Annotated in this window: 17 protein-coding genes; 12 read left to right on the forward strand and 5 right to left on the reverse strand. The window is 69.2% G+C overall.

Features of this window, described 5'->3' with window-relative positions; all coding sequences use genetic code 11:
* Nucleotides 1-141: 141 nt before the first annotated feature.
* The 6 genes from B0293_RS24430 (at nucleotide 142) to B0293_RS24455 (ending at nucleotide 5,022) form a co-directional block, all read left to right on the forward strand.
* Nucleotides 142-969, forward strand: a complete 828-nt coding sequence (locus B0293_RS24430) for a substrate-binding periplasmic protein (RefSeq protein ID WP_005152539.1) — start codon at nucleotides 142-144, stop codon at nucleotides 967-969.
* A 5-nt stretch (nucleotides 970-974) separates the two neighbouring features.
* Nucleotides 975-1,748, forward strand: coding sequence for an ABC transporter substrate-binding protein (locus tag B0293_RS24435; protein WP_005152541.1), 774 nt, complete (start codon nucleotides 975-977; stop codon nucleotides 1,746-1,748).
* 8 nt (nucleotides 1,749-1,756) lie between these two features.
* Nucleotides 1,757-2,539: an ABC transporter substrate-binding protein gene (locus tag B0293_RS24440; protein ID WP_005152542.1), complete on the forward strand. Its 783-nt coding sequence runs from the start codon at nucleotides 1,757-1,759 to the stop codon at nucleotides 2,537-2,539.
* Nucleotides 2,540-3,298, forward strand: coding sequence for an amino acid ABC transporter permease (locus tag B0293_RS24445; RefSeq protein WP_005152544.1), 759 nt, complete (start codon nucleotides 2,540-2,542; stop codon nucleotides 3,296-3,298).
* Entirely contained in the window at nucleotides 3,295-4,035 is a 741-nt protein-coding gene (locus B0293_RS24450; RefSeq protein WP_005152546.1) for an amino acid ABC transporter ATP-binding protein, read from the forward strand. Before B0293_RS24445 ends, B0293_RS24450 begins: the two co-directional genes overlap by 4 nt.
* A gap of 99 nt (nucleotides 4,036-4,134) precedes the next feature.
* Nucleotides 4,135-5,022: an MOSC domain-containing protein gene (locus B0293_RS24455; RefSeq protein WP_039915953.1), complete on the forward strand. Its 888-nt coding sequence runs from the start codon at nucleotides 4,135-4,137 to the stop codon at nucleotides 5,020-5,022.
* Here the strand turns inward: B0293_RS24455 and B0293_RS24460 are convergent.
* The gene (locus tag B0293_RS24460) at nucleotides 4,905-5,711 is read right to left on the reverse strand and encodes an SAM hydrolase/SAM-dependent halogenase family protein (protein ID WP_077241372.1); all 807 of its coding nucleotides are present in this window, start codon (nucleotides 5,709-5,711) and stop codon (nucleotides 4,905-4,907) included. The two genes, B0293_RS24455 and B0293_RS24460, sit on opposite strands and share 118 nt — an antisense overlap.
* 35 nt (nucleotides 5,712-5,746) lie before the next feature.
* Between B0293_RS24460 and B0293_RS24465 the strand changes: the two genes are divergently transcribed.
* From B0293_RS24465 to B0293_RS24480, 4 genes are all read left to right on the forward strand, one after another.
* On the forward strand, nucleotides 5,747-6,628 hold the full coding sequence (locus B0293_RS24465) for a phosphoribosylaminoimidazolesuccinocarboxamide synthase (protein ID WP_005152550.1): 882 nt from the start codon (nucleotides 5,747-5,749) through the stop codon (nucleotides 6,626-6,628).
* 63 nt (nucleotides 6,629-6,691) lie between these two features.
* On the forward strand, nucleotides 6,692-7,408 hold the full coding sequence (locus B0293_RS24470) for a DUF2334 domain-containing protein (protein ID WP_005152551.1): 717 nt from the start codon (nucleotides 6,692-6,694) through the stop codon (nucleotides 7,406-7,408).
* Nucleotides 7,409-7,412: 4 nt separating this feature from the next.
* On the forward strand, nucleotides 7,413-8,156 hold the full coding sequence (locus tag B0293_RS24475; RefSeq protein WP_005152552.1) for a TetR/AcrR family transcriptional regulator: 744 nt from the start codon (nucleotides 7,413-7,415) through the stop codon (nucleotides 8,154-8,156).
* A 79-nt stretch (nucleotides 8,157-8,235) separates the two neighbouring features.
* Nucleotides 8,236-9,387: a DUF418 domain-containing protein gene (locus B0293_RS24480; RefSeq protein WP_005152553.1), complete on the forward strand. Its 1,152-nt coding sequence runs from the start codon at nucleotides 8,236-8,238 to the stop codon at nucleotides 9,385-9,387.
* On the opposite strand, the gene B0293_RS24485 is transcribed toward B0293_RS24480, so the two are convergent.
* Together B0293_RS24485 and B0293_RS24490 are read right to left on the reverse strand one after the other, a co-directional pair.
* The gene (locus B0293_RS24485) at nucleotides 9,384-10,019 is read right to left on the reverse strand and encodes an MBL fold metallo-hydrolase (RefSeq protein ID WP_005152554.1); all 636 of its coding nucleotides are present in this window, start codon (nucleotides 10,017-10,019) and stop codon (nucleotides 9,384-9,386) included. The two genes, B0293_RS24480 and B0293_RS24485, sit on opposite strands and share 4 nt — an antisense overlap.
* A 34-nt stretch (nucleotides 10,020-10,053) precedes the next feature.
* Nucleotides 10,054-10,998, reverse strand: coding sequence for an ArsR/SmtB family transcription factor (locus B0293_RS24490; RefSeq protein ID WP_005152556.1), 945 nt, complete (start codon nucleotides 10,996-10,998; stop codon nucleotides 10,054-10,056).
* Nucleotides 10,999-11,060: 62 nt separating this feature from the next.
* On the opposite strand from B0293_RS24490, the gene B0293_RS24495 reads away from it, so the two are divergent.
* Nucleotides 11,061-12,203, forward strand: a complete 1,143-nt coding sequence (locus B0293_RS24495; protein WP_039916009.1) for an MFS transporter — start codon at nucleotides 11,061-11,063, stop codon at nucleotides 12,201-12,203.
* Between the two features lie 33 nt (nucleotides 12,204-12,236).
* Nucleotides 12,237-13,739, forward strand: coding sequence for an aldehyde dehydrogenase family protein (locus B0293_RS24500; RefSeq protein WP_005152559.1), 1,503 nt, complete (start codon nucleotides 12,237-12,239; stop codon nucleotides 13,737-13,739).
* Nucleotides 13,740-13,813: 74 nt separating this feature from the next.
* On the opposite strand, the gene B0293_RS24505 is transcribed toward B0293_RS24500, so the two are convergent.
* Both B0293_RS24505 and B0293_RS24510 read right to left on the reverse strand, forming a co-directional pair.
* Nucleotides 13,814-15,397 carry a GMC family oxidoreductase gene (locus B0293_RS24505; protein ID WP_005152562.1) on the reverse strand — a complete coding sequence of 528 codons (1,584 nt, stop codon included), beginning with the start codon at nucleotides 15,395-15,397 and terminating at the stop codon, nucleotides 13,814-13,816.
* Between the two features lie 102 nt (nucleotides 15,398-15,499).
* Nucleotides 15,500-16,288 (reverse strand): hypothetical protein, encoded by a 789-nt coding sequence (locus B0293_RS24510; RefSeq protein WP_005152564.1) that lies wholly within the window; start codon nucleotides 16,286-16,288, stop codon nucleotides 15,500-15,502.
* Between the last annotated feature and the right edge of the window lie 13 nt (nucleotides 16,289-16,301).

Genomic DNA, 16,301 nt, shown 5'->3' on the forward strand with positions numbered 1-16,301 from the left:
GGGTGTTCACAGAGTGAGACGAAATTACTCGATCGGGCGAAATGCCTAATCTCGATCGCTGAACCCGGAGCGCCAGGCCGCCCATGAGGCGGCCTGGCGTGTTTGTATCGCGCCTTGCGCGCCGAACCCACGGAAGAAGCGATGAGATCCACGCTGTCGAAAATCGTCGCCGTCGTCACGGCCGGAGCGGCCACCCTCGCCCTCGCCGCCTGTGGCTCGGGTGACGCGAGCACGAGCGGCCAGAAACTCCGGGTCGGCACCCTGACCGACGCGCCGCCGTCCATCTACCTGGAGAACGGCACGTTCACCGGGTACGACAACGAACTGCTGCGCGACATCGCGAAGCGCGAGGGCTTCGAGGTCGAGTTCGTCGGCACCGAGTTCGCCGGGCTGCTCGCCGCCGTCGCCACCAACAAGTTCGACATCGGCAGCTCCACGATCTCCACCACCGAGGCCCGCAAGAAGACCGTCGCGTTCAGCAACGGCTACAGCACCGGGTTCACCTCGATCGTCACCAAGAAGGGCGCGGGCCTCAAGGACGTCGGCGCCTACACCGGCAAGCGGCTCGGCGTCGTGCAGGCGTCGGTGCAGGACGACTTCGCGAGCGGCAAGGTGCCCGGCGCCGACGTCGTCCGGTTCCCCGACTACAACGCCGGTTTCGCACAGCTGAAGAGCGGCAGCCTCGACGGCTGGGTCGTGCCGAAGGACATCGGGCAGAAGTACATCGACCAGAACCCGGACCTGGCACTGGAGTTCGGCTACACGGTCGAGACCAAGGACACGCCGTCCGCGTTCGCCGTCCGCAAGGACAACAAGGACCTGCTGAAGAAGCTCAACGACGGTCTCGCGAAGGCCGTGGCGGACGGCACCGTCGCCCGCCTGCACGCTCAGTTCTTCAAGACCGAGCCGCTGCCCAAGGAACTCGAACAGGGCGGCCCCGGCCTGCCCGTGCAGAACGCGGGGGCATGACCATCATGAAGAAAACACTGCTCGCCACGCTGGCCGCCGGTCTCGTCGCCGTGCTCGCCGCCTGCGGTGGTGGCGAATCCGCCACCGAGAAGACCCTGCGCGTCGGGACCCTGAGCGACGCGCCGCCGAACGTCTACGTCGAGAACGGCACCTTCACCGGCTTCGACAACGAGCTGCTGAGGGCCATCGCGGCCAAACAGAACCTGAAGCTGGAGTTCGTTTCGACGGACTTCTCGTCGCTGCTGGGCCAGGTCGCGAACAACCAGTTCGACATCGGCAGCTCGGCCATCGCGCAGACCGACGAGCGCAAGAAGAACGTCGACTTCTCCAGCCCGTACAACTTCGAAGTGATGAGCATCCAGACCAAGGACGGCTCGCCGATCACCGAGGAGAAGGCCCTTTCCGGCAAGCGGGTCGCGGTCATCCAGGCGACCGTCGGCGACAAGTGGCTCACCTCGACCGTGCCCGACGCGCAGGCCGTGCGCTTCCCCGGGTACGCCCCGGCGCTGGCCGCGCTCAAGAGCGGCGCCGTCGACGCCTACATCCTCGACCAGGCGATCGCCGAGTCCAACGTCAAGGAAAGCGCCGACGCCAAGCTCAAGGTCGTCAAGTCCTTCACCACCGACGTGCCCCACGGCTTCGCGGTGAAGAAGGGCAACACCGAGTTGCAGACGAAGATCAACGAGGGCCTGAAGCAGGTCATCGCCGACGGCACCTGGGTCAAGCTGCACGACAAGTTCCTGCCGACCGCACCGGTGCCGGACCAGTTCAAGGCGTGAGGATCACGATGAAGAAGTCACTCGCCGCCGCCCTCAGCGCTGTCCTCCTGACAGTGCTGGCGGCGTGCGGCGGCGGTGAAGACGCCGGCGCGGGCACTTTGCGCGTCGGCACCCTCAGCGACTCGAAGCCCAACGCCTATCAGGAAAACGGCGTGTTCACCGGCTTCGACAACGAGCTGCTGAAGGCCATCGCCGCGAACCAGAACCTGAAACTCGAGTTCGTCTCCACCGAGTTCGCGACACTGCTGAGCCAGGTCGCCACCGGCCGGTTCGACATCGGCAGTTCGGCGATCTCGCAGACCGACGAACGCCGCAAGACCGTCGACTTCTCCGCGCCGTACAACTACCAGTCGCTCGGCATCGAGACCCGCGAAGGTGTCGCCATCACGGACGAGAACTCCTTGGCGGGCAAGCGGATCGGCGTCGTCCAGGGCACCGTGTCGGACAGCTGGCTGGTGGCCAACGCGCCCACCGCGCAGGCCGTGCGGTTCCCGCAGGACGCCGCCGCCCTCGCCGCGCTGAAGTCCGGCGCGATCGACGGCGCGATCTTCGACCAGGCGACCGCCGAGGACTACGCGGCGAAGAACCCGGACGCGAAACTCAAGGTGGTCAAGGCGATCACCACGACGATCCCGCACGGCTTCGCGGTGAAGAAGGGCAACACGGCGCTGGCGGGCAAGATCAACGCCGGGCTCAAGGCGGTCATCGCCGACGGGACATGGGAAAAGGTGCACCAGCGGTTCGAGCCGAACGCGCCGGTGCCCGCGGAATTCAAGGCCAGGCAGCAGTAAGTGAACGACTTCCTCAACACCTTCCTGAACTGGGAGTACATCTGGGAGGTCTTCCCGGACCTCCTCGGGACCGGCCTGCTGAACACGCTGATCCTGTCGGTGTTCTCGGCGCTGATCGGCACCGTGCTCGGCATGCTGCTGGCCACGATGGGCCTGTCCAGCAAGGCTTGGCTGCGCTGGCCCGCCCGGGTGTACACCGACATCTTCCGCGGCCTGCCCGCGATCCTGACCATCTTGGTGATCGGGCAGGGCGGTGGGATCCTCATCCCGTCGCTGTCACGGAACCCTTATCCGCTGGGCATTCTCTCGCTGAGCCTGATCGCCGCCGCGTACATCGGCGAGATCTTCCGCGCCGGTATCCAGAGTGTCGAAAAAGGACAGATGGAGGCCAGCCGTGCGCTGGGCATGACCTACACCAAGGCCATGGCGCTCGTCGTCATCCCGCAGGGTGTGCGGCGCGTGCTGCCCGCGCTGGTGAACCAGTTCATCGCGCTGGTCAAGGACTCCAGCCTGGTGTACTTCCTCGGTTTCCTCGCCGCCCAGCGTGACCTGTTCCGCATCGGGCAGGACCTCGCGGCGAACACCGGGAACCTGTCGCCGCTGGTCGCGGCCGGTGTCGTCTACCTGGTGATCACCGTGCCGCTGACGCATCTGGTGAACTTCATCGACAAGAAGCTGCGCACCGGCAAGAAGGTCCGGGCCGAGGACGACGGTGGCGATCTGGAACTGCTGAACGCCGGAAAGGTGCCGATGTCATGACCGCCGCTGTCCGTTCTTCCAGCGTCGAACTCCGCGACATCCACGTCTCGTTCGGCACCCTCGAAGTGCTCAAGGGTGTGAACCTCAAGGTCGAAAAGGGTCGCACGACCTGCATCGTCGGGCCGTCGGGCTCCGGGAAGTCGACGCTGCTGCGCTGCGTGAACCGCCTCCAGGAGCCCGACTCGGGCGACCTGCTGCTCGGCGGCGAGAGCGTCATCTCCTCCGACCCGGACGCGCTGCGCCAGCGGGTCGGGATGGTGTTCCAGCACTTCAACCTGTTCGGGCACCGCAGCGTGCTGGACAACATCACGCTGCCGCTGCGCAGCGTGCGGAAACTCGGCAAGGCGGAGGCGGCGGAGATCGCGCACGCCCGCCTCGCCGAGGTCGGCCTCGCCGACAAGGCGCCGTACCGGCCGAGCGCGCTGTCGGGCGGGCAGCAGCAGCGGGTCGCGATCGCGCGGGCGCTCGCGATGGAACCCGAGGTCATGCTGTTCGACGAGGCGACCAGCGCGCTCGACCCGGAGCTGGTCAAGGGCGTCCTCAACCTCATGGCCGGGCTGGCCGAGCGCGGGTTGACGCTGCTCGTGGTCACCCACGAGATGGGCTTCGCGCGCAGCGTCGCCGACGAGGTCGCGTTCATGGACGCCGGGAAGATCGTCGAACACGACGCCCCGGAGGCGATCTTCGACGCTCCGCAGAGCGAACGGCTTCAGCGGTTCCTGTCGCAGGTGTTGTGAGGGGGCGGCGGTGTGGCATGGGTCGGGGTGGTCGTGAGTGGTAAGTGTCGTTCTAACGTCACTTACCACTCACGAGGCCCGAGTCGCTAATCTGCGGCCATGGCGAGAGTGGCGAAGCTGGTCTATTACCCGGTCAAGGGCTGCGCGGGGACGTCGGTCGCGACGGCCGACGTCACCCCGGCGGGCCTGCGGTTCGACCGGGCCTGGATGGTCGTGTCCCCCGAGGGCGAGTTCCGCAGCCAGCGCAAGCAGCCGGTGATGGCCGCGATCGGGGCCGAAGTGCTGGACGACGGCGCGCGGCTGCGGCTCACCGCTCCCGGCGTCGAGGACCTGCTGGTCGAGCCGGTCACGGACGGGCCGCGCCATCCCGCGGCGACGTTCACCTGGCAGGGCAAGGGCGTCCATCAGGGCGACGAGGCCGCGGAGTGGTTCTCCGACGTCCTGGGCCTGCCGTCGGTCTTCGTCGGGCTCGCGCCGGAGCACGAGCGCGTCACCAACGGCGAGATCCCCGGCACCGCGGCCTTCGCCGACGCGCACGCGATCCTGCTCACCTCCGAGTCCTCTTTGGACGGTCTGAACGAGCGCATCGCGTCGCGCGGCGCGGAGGCGGTGCCGATGGACCGCTTCCGGCCCAACATCGTCGTCGCGGGCTGGCCGGAGCCGCATCGCGAGGACGACGTCCGCGCGCTCACCGTCGGTGGCCTCGACCTGGGGTACGCCAAGGTCTGCATCCGCTGCACGGTGCCGATGGTCGATCAGGAGACCGGCAAGAAGGCCGGTCCCGAGCCGATCCGGTCGCTCGCCGACTACCGGCGCGAACCCGAGGGCGGGGTGTCGTTCGGGATCAAGATGGCGGTGACCGGGCCGGGTCAGCTGGCCGTCGGCGACGAGGTGATCGTGCACTCCTGGGCGGGTCCCAGCCCGAGCACGTCGGCGGCCGAACCGCCGTTCACGGCGACCGCGAGCCGCCCCGCGGAATCGGTGTAGAGCACGTTCCGGCCCGGCGGCACCGTGCCGAAGGTGTCGCCGACCAGCGCTTTCACCAGGACGTGTTCGCTGCTGACCGAGACCGTGCCCGCCAGCCCGGCCAGTTCGAGGTCGGCGGGGCTCGCGGCCAGCTGGACGTTGCCGAAGTGGTCGACCGTGAGCACTTCGGCCACCAGCTTGCCGGGGAACACCGCGACGAACGGGTCCGGAAGGCGCACGAGGTCGTCGACGCGCGGCCCGAAGTCCTCGGGGGCGACGCCGAGCGCGAGATGCGCCGCCGCGGGGGCGAAGATGTCGCGTCCGTGGAACGTCGAGGACGTCACCGGAAGGCGGTACTCCGGGGCCGCGAGTTCGTACGCCGCTATCACCCCGGTGAGTGTTTCGGCGGCGGGAATGAGGAGCCCGTTGTCCGGGCCGACGAGGATTCCGCGTTCGGTCACCACCACGACACCGCGCCGCGACGTGCCGACGCCGGGGTCGACGACGGCGAGATGGACGCCCTCCGGCAGATACGGCACGGTCTGGGCGAGCACCTCGGCCCCGGTCCTGACCTGCTGCGGAGGGACCTCGTGGGTCACGTCGAACACCCGGACGGACGGCGCGATCCGCGCGATCACCCCGTGGCACGCGGCCACGAATCCGTCGCACAGCCCGTAGTCGGTCGTGAACGAAACGCAGTGGATCGGCATGATCAGCCATCATCCTTGATCGCTAGGGTGCAGCCGTGACGACGCTCGAATACCCGAAGATCGCCGCCGGTAAGGTCCGTGAGCTCTACGCCGTCGATGACGAGCATCTGCTGCTCGTCACTTCGGACAGGATCTCCGCCTACGACGTCATCTTCAACACCCCCATCCCGGACAAGGGGCGGGTGCTCACCGCGATGAGCGTGTTCTGGTTCTCCCTCCTCTCCGATGTCCTCCCCAACCACCTGGTCTCCTACGACGACGAACGCATCCCCGCCGAGGTCCGCGGCCGCGCGCTGCTGGTGCGGCGGCTGGCGATGCTGCCGCTCGAAGCCGTCGCCCGCGGCTATCTCACCGGCACCGGACTCGCCGACTACCGCGCCACCGGCACGGTCTGCGGCGTCGAACTTCCCCCCGGCCTGACCGAATCCTCCCGGCTCCCCGAACCGATCTTCACCCCGGCGACCAAGGCCGATCGCGGTTCGCACGACGAGAACATCGCGTTCGACGACGTGGTCGGGCAGCTCGGCCGCGAGCGGGCGGAAGAGGTCCGCGAGGCGACGCTGGCGGTGTACCGCCGCGGCGCGGAGTTCGCCGCCGAACGCGGCATCCTGCTCGCGGACACGAAACTCGAGTTCGGTATCGACCCCGAGGGGAACCTCGTGCTCGCCGACGAGGTCCTGACCCCGGATTCGTCGCGCTACTGGCCGGCGGCCGGGCGCACCCCGGACAGCCCGCTCCCGTCGTTCGACAAGCAGCCGCTGCGCGACTGGCTGACCGGGCCCGCGTCGGGCTGGCACCGGCTGGAGAGACCGGAGCCGCCACCCCTGCCCGACGAGCTCGTCGACGCCACCAGGGCGAGGTACATCGACGCCTACGAACGCATCACCGGCTGCTCGCTCGACGACTGGCCCACCTGATTCGCCCGGCTGACCTGCGGCGTTCACTCCGTCGTCAGTCCGGCGCAAGGCCGGTCTGTCCCAATGGGGAACGTGGACGCACGTTTGCTGGTTTCCCTGTCCGGCGTGACCACCCGGACGTTGCACCGCTGTGCCGACCTCGCGGCCGAACTCGACCGGCGCAAGGTCCCGTTGTCCGTCCTCTACGCCGCCCGGACCGGTCAGGGGCCGGTGACCGAGTGGGTCCGGACGCGCCGCGCTCACGGCGACTCCGTCCTCCTGCACGGTTACGACCACCGGATCACGCCCACCCACCGCGCGGTCCAGCTGGGCAAACGCGCGGAGTTCGCGGCACTGCCCGCGCACGAGGCGCGGTTGCGGCTGATCGCGGCGAAGGCGGCGCTCGACGCCAACGGCATGGCCGTCGACGGTTTCGCGCCGCCGCGCTGGATCGCGTCGGAGGGCACCGTGCAGGCCCTGCGCGAGCACGGGTTCAGGCTGTGCGCGGACCTGGTCTCGGTGCGGGACCTGGTGTCCGGCGAGGTCCGGCGCGCGAGGGTGCAGGAGTTCGGCGGCCCGTCGCACCGGACGGAGACCGTCCGGTGTTTCGCGCTGGTGCTGGCCGCAGCCAGGGCCGCGCGCCGCGGCGGGCTCGTCCGGCTCGGCATCGACGCCGCCGATCTCGCCCGGCCGGGGCTGCGGCAGGCGTTCCTCGACGCCGTCGACGTCTCGCTGGAGAACCGCGCTTTCGGGACCACCTACGGCTCGCTCTCCCGGCCGCGGTCGCTGCAACTAGATTGACGGGATGACCGACGACGCCGACCGGGGTGACGCGCAGGCGACGTTGCTGCGGCTCTGGCGTCGCTCGGAACGCCCGACCCGCGGCAGGCCGTCGGTGCTCGACGTCGACAGCGTGGTCGCGGCCGCGGTGGCCCTCGCCGATCGCGAAGGCGTCGCGAACGTGACGCTGGCGAACGTGGCGAAGGACCTGAGCGTCACGAAGATGTCGCTGTACCGCCACATCGGCTCGAAGCCGGAACTGCTGGAGCTGATGGCCGACTTCGCCGTCGGTGACCCGCCACAGGTGGAGCCCACCGGTGACTGGCGGGCCGAGCTGACCGCGCTGGCCGAGGCCAACCGCGAGGTGCTGATGAGGCATCCGTGGCTGGTCGAGCTGCCGCTGTCCGGTCCGCCCGCCGGTCCGCACGCGGTCGCCTGGATGGACGCGATCCTGCGGACGCTGCGCGGCACCGGTCTCGACTGGGGCACCAAAGGCGGGGTCCTCGTGCTGGTCAGCGGCTATGTCCGCCTCGCGTGCGCGCAGGCCATCCAGCTCGCCGAGGGCAGGAAGGGCAGCGGGTTGAGCCAGGCGCAGGCCGAACAGGCCTACGGCAAGGGGCTCGCCGAGCTGATCGACCCGGAGCGGTTCCCCGACGCGGTGGGCTTCCTGACCTCCCTGGGTGCTCCCGAGCAGGCAGAAGACCCCGAATTCGCCTTCGGCCTCGACGTCCTCCTCAACGGCGTCGCCGCTCTCATCGACGCGCACTGACCGCCCTCGCCCCGGCTTTAATATCCGTCGGACACTAATTAGTGTACGTTGGATACTAAAGGTCTTCGATGGGGGAACAATGAAGTCGTTGCCGACCGACGAGCGAGTGCTCGCACCGGATCTGGCCAGGGGTTTCGCGCTACTGCTGGTCGCGCTGGCGCATACCGCGAGCATCTTCCTGGGGAACTCGCCAGGGGTCGACCAGACCCCGCAGGGCCTGGAACAGCCGTACTTCGTCGGGCTGTTCGTCTTCGTGCACGCGTGCGCGTTGCCGCTGTTCGGCATGATGCTCGGCTACGGGATGGTGCAGTTCGCGGATCGCCAGCAATCGCTGGGAGAGTCGTGGCCCCGGACGCGGGGCGTCCTGCTCCGGAGGCACGCGTGGCTGCTGGTCTTCGGCGCCGTCGACGGGGTGCTGTTCTTCTCCGGTGACGTGCTCGGCGCGTACGGCGTCATCGGTGTCGTGTTCACCCTGCTGCTCCTGCGACGCGGCAAGGGCTTCTACCGGCTTCCGGCCTTCTACCTGGTCTTCGCCCTCTGCTATCTCGCCGTGCTGATGTACCTGGTGCTCACCGGGAACTCGGGGAGCGCGCCGGTCCCGTCCCCCGAGGACAAGTCCTCCCTGGCGCCGACGTACGGCGACGCCCTGGGCGAGCGCCTCGGGGAATGGCCGTCCATCACGCTGGTCCTGCTGCCGTCGATCCTCTTCGTCTGGGTGGGCGCCTGGGCCGCGAAGAAGCGCCTGCTGGAGGAACCGAACCGGAAGGTCCTCCTCGTCGGCCTGTTCGGCGGATTCGGCGTCGCGATCGCGGGCGCCCTGCCGATGGGTCTCTTCGCCGGCGACTACATCGGGTTCGACGCCGACACCGCCGCGTTCGCCAAGATGCTGTACGAGGGAGCGGGCGTGTTCGGCGCGATCGGCTACCTCAGCCTGTTCGGCCTCATCGGCATGGCGGTCGGCAAGAAGCGCCGCAACGTGGTCGTCACCGCGATCTCCGCCCTCGGGCAGCGCACGCTGAGCGCCTACCTGTTCCAGTCGGTGGCGTGGTTGATCCTGGCGCCGCCGTTCATGCTGGGCCTCGGGGGTCAGGAGAAGAACCCGACGTTCGTGGCGGCCGCCTGCGGGCTCGGCGTGTGGCTGCTCTCGGTCGTCGTCGCGTACTGGATGCACCGGAAGGGCTACCGGGGACCGGCGGAGATCCTGGTACGGAAACTCGCCTACCGCTCCTAAAGCTTCACGGGTTCGCCCACGTCGAGCACCTTCACCTCGGTGCCCTCCGGAGCCAGGTTCGCGAACAGGCCGTAGTGCATCTGCGGCCGCGCGAGGACGGCTTCGTGGATCGGGACGGCGAGGCGCGGCGAAACGGCGCGCAGGTAGTCGACGGCTTCGCCCGCCTTGAGCCACGGGGCGCCGGTGGGCAGGCCGAGGACGTCGATCTTCTGTTCCGGCACGAAGAACGAGTCACCCGGGTGGTAGAAGGCGCCGTGGTCGACGATGTAGCCGACGTTCGGGATGGCCGGGATGTCCTCGTGGATCACCGCGTGCTCGCCACCGACGACGTTGACGCCGCTGGAGCCGATGCCGAAGGCGTCGCCCGGGTTCGCGATCTGGAACTCGGCGCCGATCTTCCGCACGGCTTCGGCGGATCCCGGGTCCACGATCAGCTGGGCGCCGGGGTTCGCCTCCAGCAACGCGGGCAGCCTGTCCGCGTCGAGGTGGTCGAAATGCTGGTGGGTGATCAGGATGGCGTCCAGCTCGCGTTCGCCTTCGAACCCCATCGAGAAGGTGCCGGGGTCGATCAGGATCCGCGCGCCCTCGGTCTCCAGAAGTGTGCAAGCGTGTCCAAAGTGGACAATACGCATCGGTGTTCTCCTTCTCGGTAGGTCGTTTTCCAGCCTATGCCCGGAGCAGGGCGTCGCCAAGTTCGGTGCGCAGGTAACGCACCTCGCGGCCTCGCCGCCGTGTGTCGAGCAGGCCCGCCGCGCGCATCGCGGTCAGATGCTGTGAGACCGTCGGCGCGGAGAAGTCCAGCCTGCGGGCCAGTTCGGTGGTGCTCGCGGGCTCGTTGAGCGTCGCGAGCAGCGCGGCTTTCGTCCGGCCGAGCACTCCCGCGAGCGCGCCGGGCGGGCGTTCGGGATCCGACCAGAGTTCGGCGACCCCGCGGGCCGGGTAGAGCAGCGAAGGCTGCCACGGCTCCATGGTGATCACGCCGACCGACGGCCACGCGAAGACGCCGGGGATCAGCAGCAGACCGCGGCGGTCGAGGTGGACGCGTCCGCGTTCCTTCATCTCGATCACCAGGACGTCGTCGACGAGCCGCACGCGCGGGTGGATGTCCTCCAGCACCAGCGCGATCCCGCCGGCGGCCAGCCGTCGTGAGCGTTCCTCGATGTCGGCGACGAGGAACCGGCGCATCCGCGGCCAGTGCGGTTCGACCAGTTCGGTCCAGGCGATCCCCATCTGCTCGGCCAGCAGGTCCCTCGCCACGGCCGGGTCTTCGGGGAGCCCACTCAGGTCCGCGTCCACTTTGGACAGTTCACGGGCGACCTGTTCCGGCGGCGTGCGGCGGATTTCGGCGAGCTGGGCGGACGCGGTGGTCTCCGGTCCGGTCGGCGGCGGGCTGAGGAAGTCGGTGATGTAGTGCCGCGCGCTCATCACCCTGGCGAACTCGCCGACGGGGAGGTCCGGCAGTTTCGCGGCGGCCTCGCGCAGCCACGGCAGATGACTCGGATGCCCGCGCCGCCCGAGCAGGGTCTGCATCGCGCCCATGGTCTCGTCGAGCGGCGAGATGCCGAAGCGCACGCGGTTGGCGCTCTCGGCGGTCAGGACGAGCTCGAGCATCCAATTAGGCTATTCCCTAATCAATGGTTCCGGCCAGTGCTTCTCCGGCAGTGTCCACCGGCATGACGTTGCTCCGAAATTCCGGGTATTGGCGCTGGTCGGCGGGGGTCCAGCTGAATCGCCTGCCCGCCACGATGGCGCCACTGGCCTTCACCGTGCTGACCACCGCGACGACCGGTTCGTACCGGCTCGGCGGGGTGATGATGGCCGTCTTCGTCGCCGCCGAGATGGTCGGCGCCGTGTCGACCGGGCGGCTGCTCGACCGTGTCGGGCCCGCCCGCGGGCTCATTGTGCTGCTGCCGCTGGTCGCCGCGGGACTGTTCCTGCTGGCCGCGGTCGCCTCCGCGGGCGCCCCGGACCTCGTGCTGCTCGCGCTGGCGATCCCGCCGGGCCTGGTCGCGGGCGGGCTGAGCGGCGGTTTCCGGACGCTGCTCGCCGGGACGGTGACCGAAGACGAACTGCCGCGCGCCGTTTCGGTCGACGCGATGATCATGGAAGGCGTCATCGTCGGCGGCCCGCTGCTGGTGGCGCTCCTGGCGACGTCCGGCCCGGTCGTCCCGGTGCTCGCGATGGCGGTCGTCGCCCTGCTCGCGGCCCTGCTCGTGCCGCGGCGGACGATCGCCCGTGATCCACAAAGGACGGTCGAGCACCAGGTGCTCCCCATCGCCGCTTGTGTTCCCTGGCTGGCCGGGTTGTTCACCGTCGGGCTGCTGCTGTCGACCATCGAGGTCGGCCTGCTGCCGCTCGTCCAGCGCCTCGGCGCGCCCGATTCGGCGACGGCCGTCGTCATCGTCGTGCTGTGCGCCGCCAGCATCACCGGGAGCGCGCTCTACGCGGCATGGGGGAAGGTCGGTGACCCGCGGTTGTTCCTGGGGGGCTTCGTCCTCGGCGGCATCGTGGTGTCGGCGGGCCTCGGCTGGGCGGGCCTGCTCGGCGGGGTCGCGCTGATCGGGCTGTGCACCGGCCCGCTGATGGCCGTTTCCTCGGTCAACCTGCAGAAACTGCTGCCGGAACGCCGCCGGTCGGAAGGCTTCTCACTGGCTTTCACCGTGCAGGCGTCGGGGTTCGGGCTGGGCTCGCTGGCTATCGGCGTGCTGCCGATCCGGCTGGCCCCGCTGCTCGGAGTCCTTGCGGCTCTCGTCTCCTGTGTAATGCTGGTGGCCCGCCCCAGGCGAGCTATTGGCACGCCGTCAGTAACGTCGTAGCCTGGGCTTTGAGCCGAGACACGGGAGAAGTCGATGACCGCAGTCCAGCCGAAGCCGACCGCGCACAGCGTGGGGGAGACCTTCGATTCCCTCAGCCCGGCGACCGACGAGGTCGTCGGCACCTACCCCGTGCACACCGGGGAGGACGTCCGCGCCGCCGTCGCGCGCGCGAAGGACGCCGCCGAATGGTGGGCCGGGCTCGGCTACGACGGTCGCGCCGAACGGCTGCGCCGCTGGAAGGGCGTCATCACCCGCAGGCTGCCGCAGCTGTGCCAGGTCGTCCGGGACGAGACCGGCAAGCCGATCGCCGACGCGCAGCTGGAGAGCGTCCTCGCCATCGAGCACATCGCGTGGGCGGGCAAGAACGCGCGCAAGATCCTCGGCAAGCAGCGCCGCGCGGCCGGGCTGATGATGTCGAACCAGGCGGCGACGGTCGAGTACCAGCCGCTCGGCGTCGTGGGCGTGATCGGCCCCTGGAACTACCCCGTGTTCACCCCGCTCGGCTCCATCGCCTACGCCCTCGCCGCCGGCAACACCGTCGTCTTCAAGCCGAGCGAGTACACGCCCGGCGTCGGGAAATGGCTGGTCGACGCCTTCAACGAGGTCGTCCCGGAATGGCCGGTGCTCCAGCTGATCACCGGCTTCGGCGAAACCGGCGCGGCGCTCGTCGGCGCCAACGTCGACAAGATCGCCTTCACCGGTTCGACCGGGACGGGCAAGAAGATCATGGCCGCGGCCGCCGAGACGCTGACGCCGGTGATCATCGAGGCGGGCGGCAAGGACGCGGTCCTGGTCGATGCCGACGCCGACCTCGAGGCCGCCGCCGACGCGACCGTCTGGGGCGCGTTCTCCAACTCGGGCCAGACCTGCATCGGCGTCGAGCGCGTGTACGTCCATCAAAGCGTGCACGACGAGTTCGTCGCGAAGGTCGTCGAGAAGTCGAAGGACGTGCGGGCCGGTTCGGACGAGGCCGCGCAGTACGGCCCGGTGACGATGCCTTCGCAGCTCGCGGTGATCAAGCGCCACATCGCGGACGCCATCGAACGCGGCGGCAAGGCGCTGGTCGGCGGCGTCGACGCGGTCGGCGACCGCTACGTCCAGCCGACCGTGCTGGTCGACGTGCCGGAGGACTCCAGCGCGGTCAAGGAGGAGACGTTCGGCCCGACCGTCACCATCGCCAAGGTCCGCGACATGGACGAGGCCGTCGAGAAGGCCAACGACACCAAGTACGGCCTCGGTTCGACGGTGTTCTCGAAGTCGCGCGGCCTCGAACTGGCCGCCCGCCTGCGCACCGGCATGACGTCGATCAACGCGCCGCTTTCCTTCGCCGGTATCGCTTCGCTGCCCTTCGGTGGCGTCGGCGACTCGGGGTTCGGCCGGATCCACGGCCCCGAGGGCCTGCGCGAGTTCGCCCGCCCGAAGGCCGTCGCGCGCCAGCGGTTCACCGCGCCGATCGTGCTGACCTCGTTCTCCCGCAAGGAAAAGACCGACGCGCTGGTGGCGAAGCTGATCACCGTCCTGCACGGAAAGCGCTGAGCTGAAGGGGACTTTCCCCGCATCTCATGCGGGGAAAGCTCCCTTCGCCGCGTCTGATGCGGGGAAAGTCCCCTTCAGCCGCGGCCCCGGATGAGATCCGCGGCCTTCTCGGCGACCATGATCGTCGGCGCGTTCGTGTTCCCGCGCGGCACCACGGGCATCACCGACGCGTCCACCACCCGCAGGCCGTCCACCCCGTGCACCTTCAGGGACGGGTCGACGACGGCGTTCTCGCCCGTCCCCATCGAGCAGGTGCCCACCGGGTGGTACAGCGTCTGCGTCTTCTCGCGCACGTAGTCGGCCAGCTCGCCGTCGGTCAGGTCGTGCCGCTCCGGCAGGAACGGCTTGTCGAGGTACCGCGCCAGCGGACCGGACTTCCCGATCTCCACCAGGGCGCGCATCCCGGCCAGCATCTTCTCCATGTCGACGGACTCCGCGTAGTAAGCCGGGTCGATTTCGGGCTTCCACAAGGGATTCCCCGACTTCAACCGCAGCCGTCCCCGGCTCGCGACGTCCACCAGTGTCGCCGCGGAGGTGAAGCCCGGCACCGTCGGCTCGCGCATCCCGTTGTCGTAGAACAACGTCGGCGCGACGTGGATCTGCATGTCCGGCGGCGAAACACCGTCCGCGGCGGGGAAGAACGCGCCCGCCTCGCCGATGTTCGAGGCCAGCGGACCGCGTTTGGTGAGCTGGTAGCGCACCAGACCGCCCGGCGTCGCCGCGTCCACCAGGTCGGTGGAGCCGCGAGTCGACCAGATGATCCCGCAGGCCGGGTGGTCGTGCAGGTTCTCGCCGACGCCGGGAAGCGCGGCCACGACGTCGATCCCGTGCTCCCGCAGGTGTTCCGCCGGTCCGACCCCGGACAGCATCAGCAGTTGCGGCGAGTTCACCGCACCGCCGCTCAGCAGGACTTCGGTGGTCGCGCGGACCGTCGTTTCCGTGCCTTTGTCCAAATAGGACACGCCGACCGCGCGGGTGCCTTCGAAGACGACGCGGGTGGCCTGCGCGTGGGTCCGCACGGTGAGATTCGGCCGCGCCAACGCCGGTCGCAGGTACGCGTCGGCCGTCGACCAGCGACGGCCCTTCTTGCACGTCACCTGGTAGACGCCGGCGCCTTCCTGAGTCTCGCCGTTGAAGTCGTCGGTGCGCTTGAGGCCCCAGGCGACGGCGGAATCCACCCAGGCGAGCGAAAGTTCGTGGGTGAAGCGCCGGTCCTCGACGTTCAGCGGCCCGTCGGTGCCGTGCAGCGGCCCACCGAGCCGCTGATTCCCCTCGGCCCGCTTGAAGTACGGCAGGACGTCGTCGAAACCCCAGCCCTCGGCGCCGTGCGCGTCGCGCCAGCCGTCGTAGTCGGCGCGGTTGCCGCGGATGTAGATCATCGCGTTGATCGAGGAGCAGCCGCCGAGCGTCTTCCCGCGCGGCCAGTACAGGGTGTTGCCGGTGTGTTTCTGCTCGACCGTCTCGTAGTTCCAGTCGTACTTCGTCTTGAACAGACCGGGGAACGCGGCGGGGATGTGGATCTCGTCGGCGTCGTCCTCGCCACCGGCTTCGAGCAGCAGCACCCGCGCCGACGGATCCTCGCTCAGCCGGTTCGCCAGTACGCATCCCGCGCTGCCCGCGCCGACGATCACGTAGTCGAAGGAGTCCTGATCGGCCACGGTGCCTCCTGCTGCTCGCCCGGTGTTGACGCCCCGCCAATGGGCTCATCTTGGCCCAACGCCGCGCTCTGAGCATCCCCCAGTCGAAGGATCGGTGCGAGCTCAGTCGGAGTCGGGCGCGAACGACGTGACGCAGGGGCCACCCTCGCCGTCGTCCGAGGTCTCCACCCGGCCTGGTGCCTGGACGCCGTCGATCAGGCCGTCGAGGTGCAGGATCGTCTGCTTCGCGGTGGTCAGCACATCGGCCCTGGTCACGGTGTAGCGAGCGTCGCCGTGGATGATCTGCTGGACGCCGTCGCGGGTCGTGTCGGGCACCTTTTCACACAGCACGGACAACGCCGCCGGGATGTCGCGCGCGTTGATCGCGTCGACGAACTTGGTCCCCGCCTCTTCCCCGGTCTTGACGTCGGGGCGCGGCGCCGGTCGCGTCTCGACGCTCGGAAGCGGTTCGGGCTCGCCACCGACCTTGGCGTCACGCACACACCAGCCGCCTTCGCCGGGGATCATCGCGATCCCGACGGTCTGGCCACCGGTGGTCAACGCGGCCGAGTACTCCTGCGCCGCACGCTGGTGCGCGGGCGTGCTGAGCTGTGCGCCTTCGGAGACGCCCATGAGCTGCTCGAAGGCGTAGGACCGCTTCGAGCGGATCGCGCACCAGAGCTGACTCGCGCTGTCTTCGGCGACGCCGTTCACGAACGACTGGCTCAGCTGCTCCGGCGTCGCGCGCGAGGTGGTGTCGGACTTGGCCTTGAAGAACCCCGGCGTCACGAAGCCGGTGAACGCGACACCGCCCGCGACCAGGACCACGACCAGCGTCAGCGTGATCCACAGCCAGGTCTTCGACTTCTTCGCAGGAGCGGGGTACCCGTACTGCGGTTGCCCGTAGGTCATGCGGCAACCGTAG

It is taken from the genome of Amycolatopsis azurea DSM 43854 (assembly GCF_001995215.1).
In the GTDB taxonomy this organism is placed as follows: Bacteria; Actinomycetota; Actinomycetes; order Mycobacteriales; family Pseudonocardiaceae; genus Amycolatopsis; species Amycolatopsis azurea.

Bases quoted from the DNA above. Each gene is read 5' to 3' on its own strand.
- B0293_RS24490 (WP_005152556.1), bottom strand. From the start codon at position 10,998: ATGCTCGAGCTCGTCCTGACCGCCGAGAGCGCCAACCGCGTGCGCTTC.
- B0293_RS24450 (WP_005152546.1), top strand. From the start codon at position 3,295: ATGACCGCCGCTGTCCGTTCTTCCAGCGTCGAACTCCGCGACATCCAC.
- B0293_RS24435 (WP_005152541.1), top strand. From the start codon at position 975: ATGAAGAAAACACTGCTCGCCACGCTGGCCGCCGGTCTCGTCGCCGTG.
- B0293_RS24460 (WP_077241372.1), bottom strand. From the start codon at position 5,711: ATGCCGATCCACTGCGTTTCGTTCACGACCGACTACGGGCTGTGCGAC.
- B0293_RS24475 (WP_005152552.1), top strand. From the start codon at position 7,413: ATGACCGACGACGCCGACCGGGGTGACGCGCAGGCGACGTTGCTGCGG.
- B0293_RS24440 (WP_005152542.1), top strand. From the start codon at position 1,757: ATGAAGAAGTCACTCGCCGCCGCCCTCAGCGCTGTCCTCCTGACAGTG.
- B0293_RS24430 (WP_005152539.1), top strand. From the start codon at position 142: ATGAGATCCACGCTGTCGAAAATCGTCGCCGTCGTCACGGCCGGAGCG.
- B0293_RS24485 (WP_005152554.1), bottom strand. From the start codon at position 10,019: ATGCGTATTGTCCACTTTGGACACGCTTGCACACTTCTGGAGACCGAG.
- B0293_RS24500 (WP_005152559.1), top strand. From the start codon at position 12,237: ATGACCGCAGTCCAGCCGAAGCCGACCGCGCACAGCGTGGGGGAGACC.
- B0293_RS24470 (WP_005152551.1), top strand. From the start codon at position 6,692: ATGGGGAACGTGGACGCACGTTTGCTGGTTTCCCTGTCCGGCGTGACC.
- B0293_RS24480 (WP_005152553.1), top strand. From the start codon at position 8,236: ATGAAGTCGTTGCCGACCGACGAGCGAGTGCTCGCACCGGATCTGGCC.
- B0293_RS24495 (WP_039916009.1), top strand. From the start codon at position 11,061: ATGACGTTGCTCCGAAATTCCGGGTATTGGCGCTGGTCGGCGGGGGTC.
- B0293_RS24510 (WP_005152564.1), bottom strand. From the start codon at position 16,288: ATGACCTACGGGCAACCGCAGTACGGGTACCCCGCTCCTGCGAAGAAG.
- B0293_RS24455 (WP_039915953.1), top strand. From the start codon at position 4,135: ATGGCGAGAGTGGCGAAGCTGGTCTATTACCCGGTCAAGGGCTGCGCG.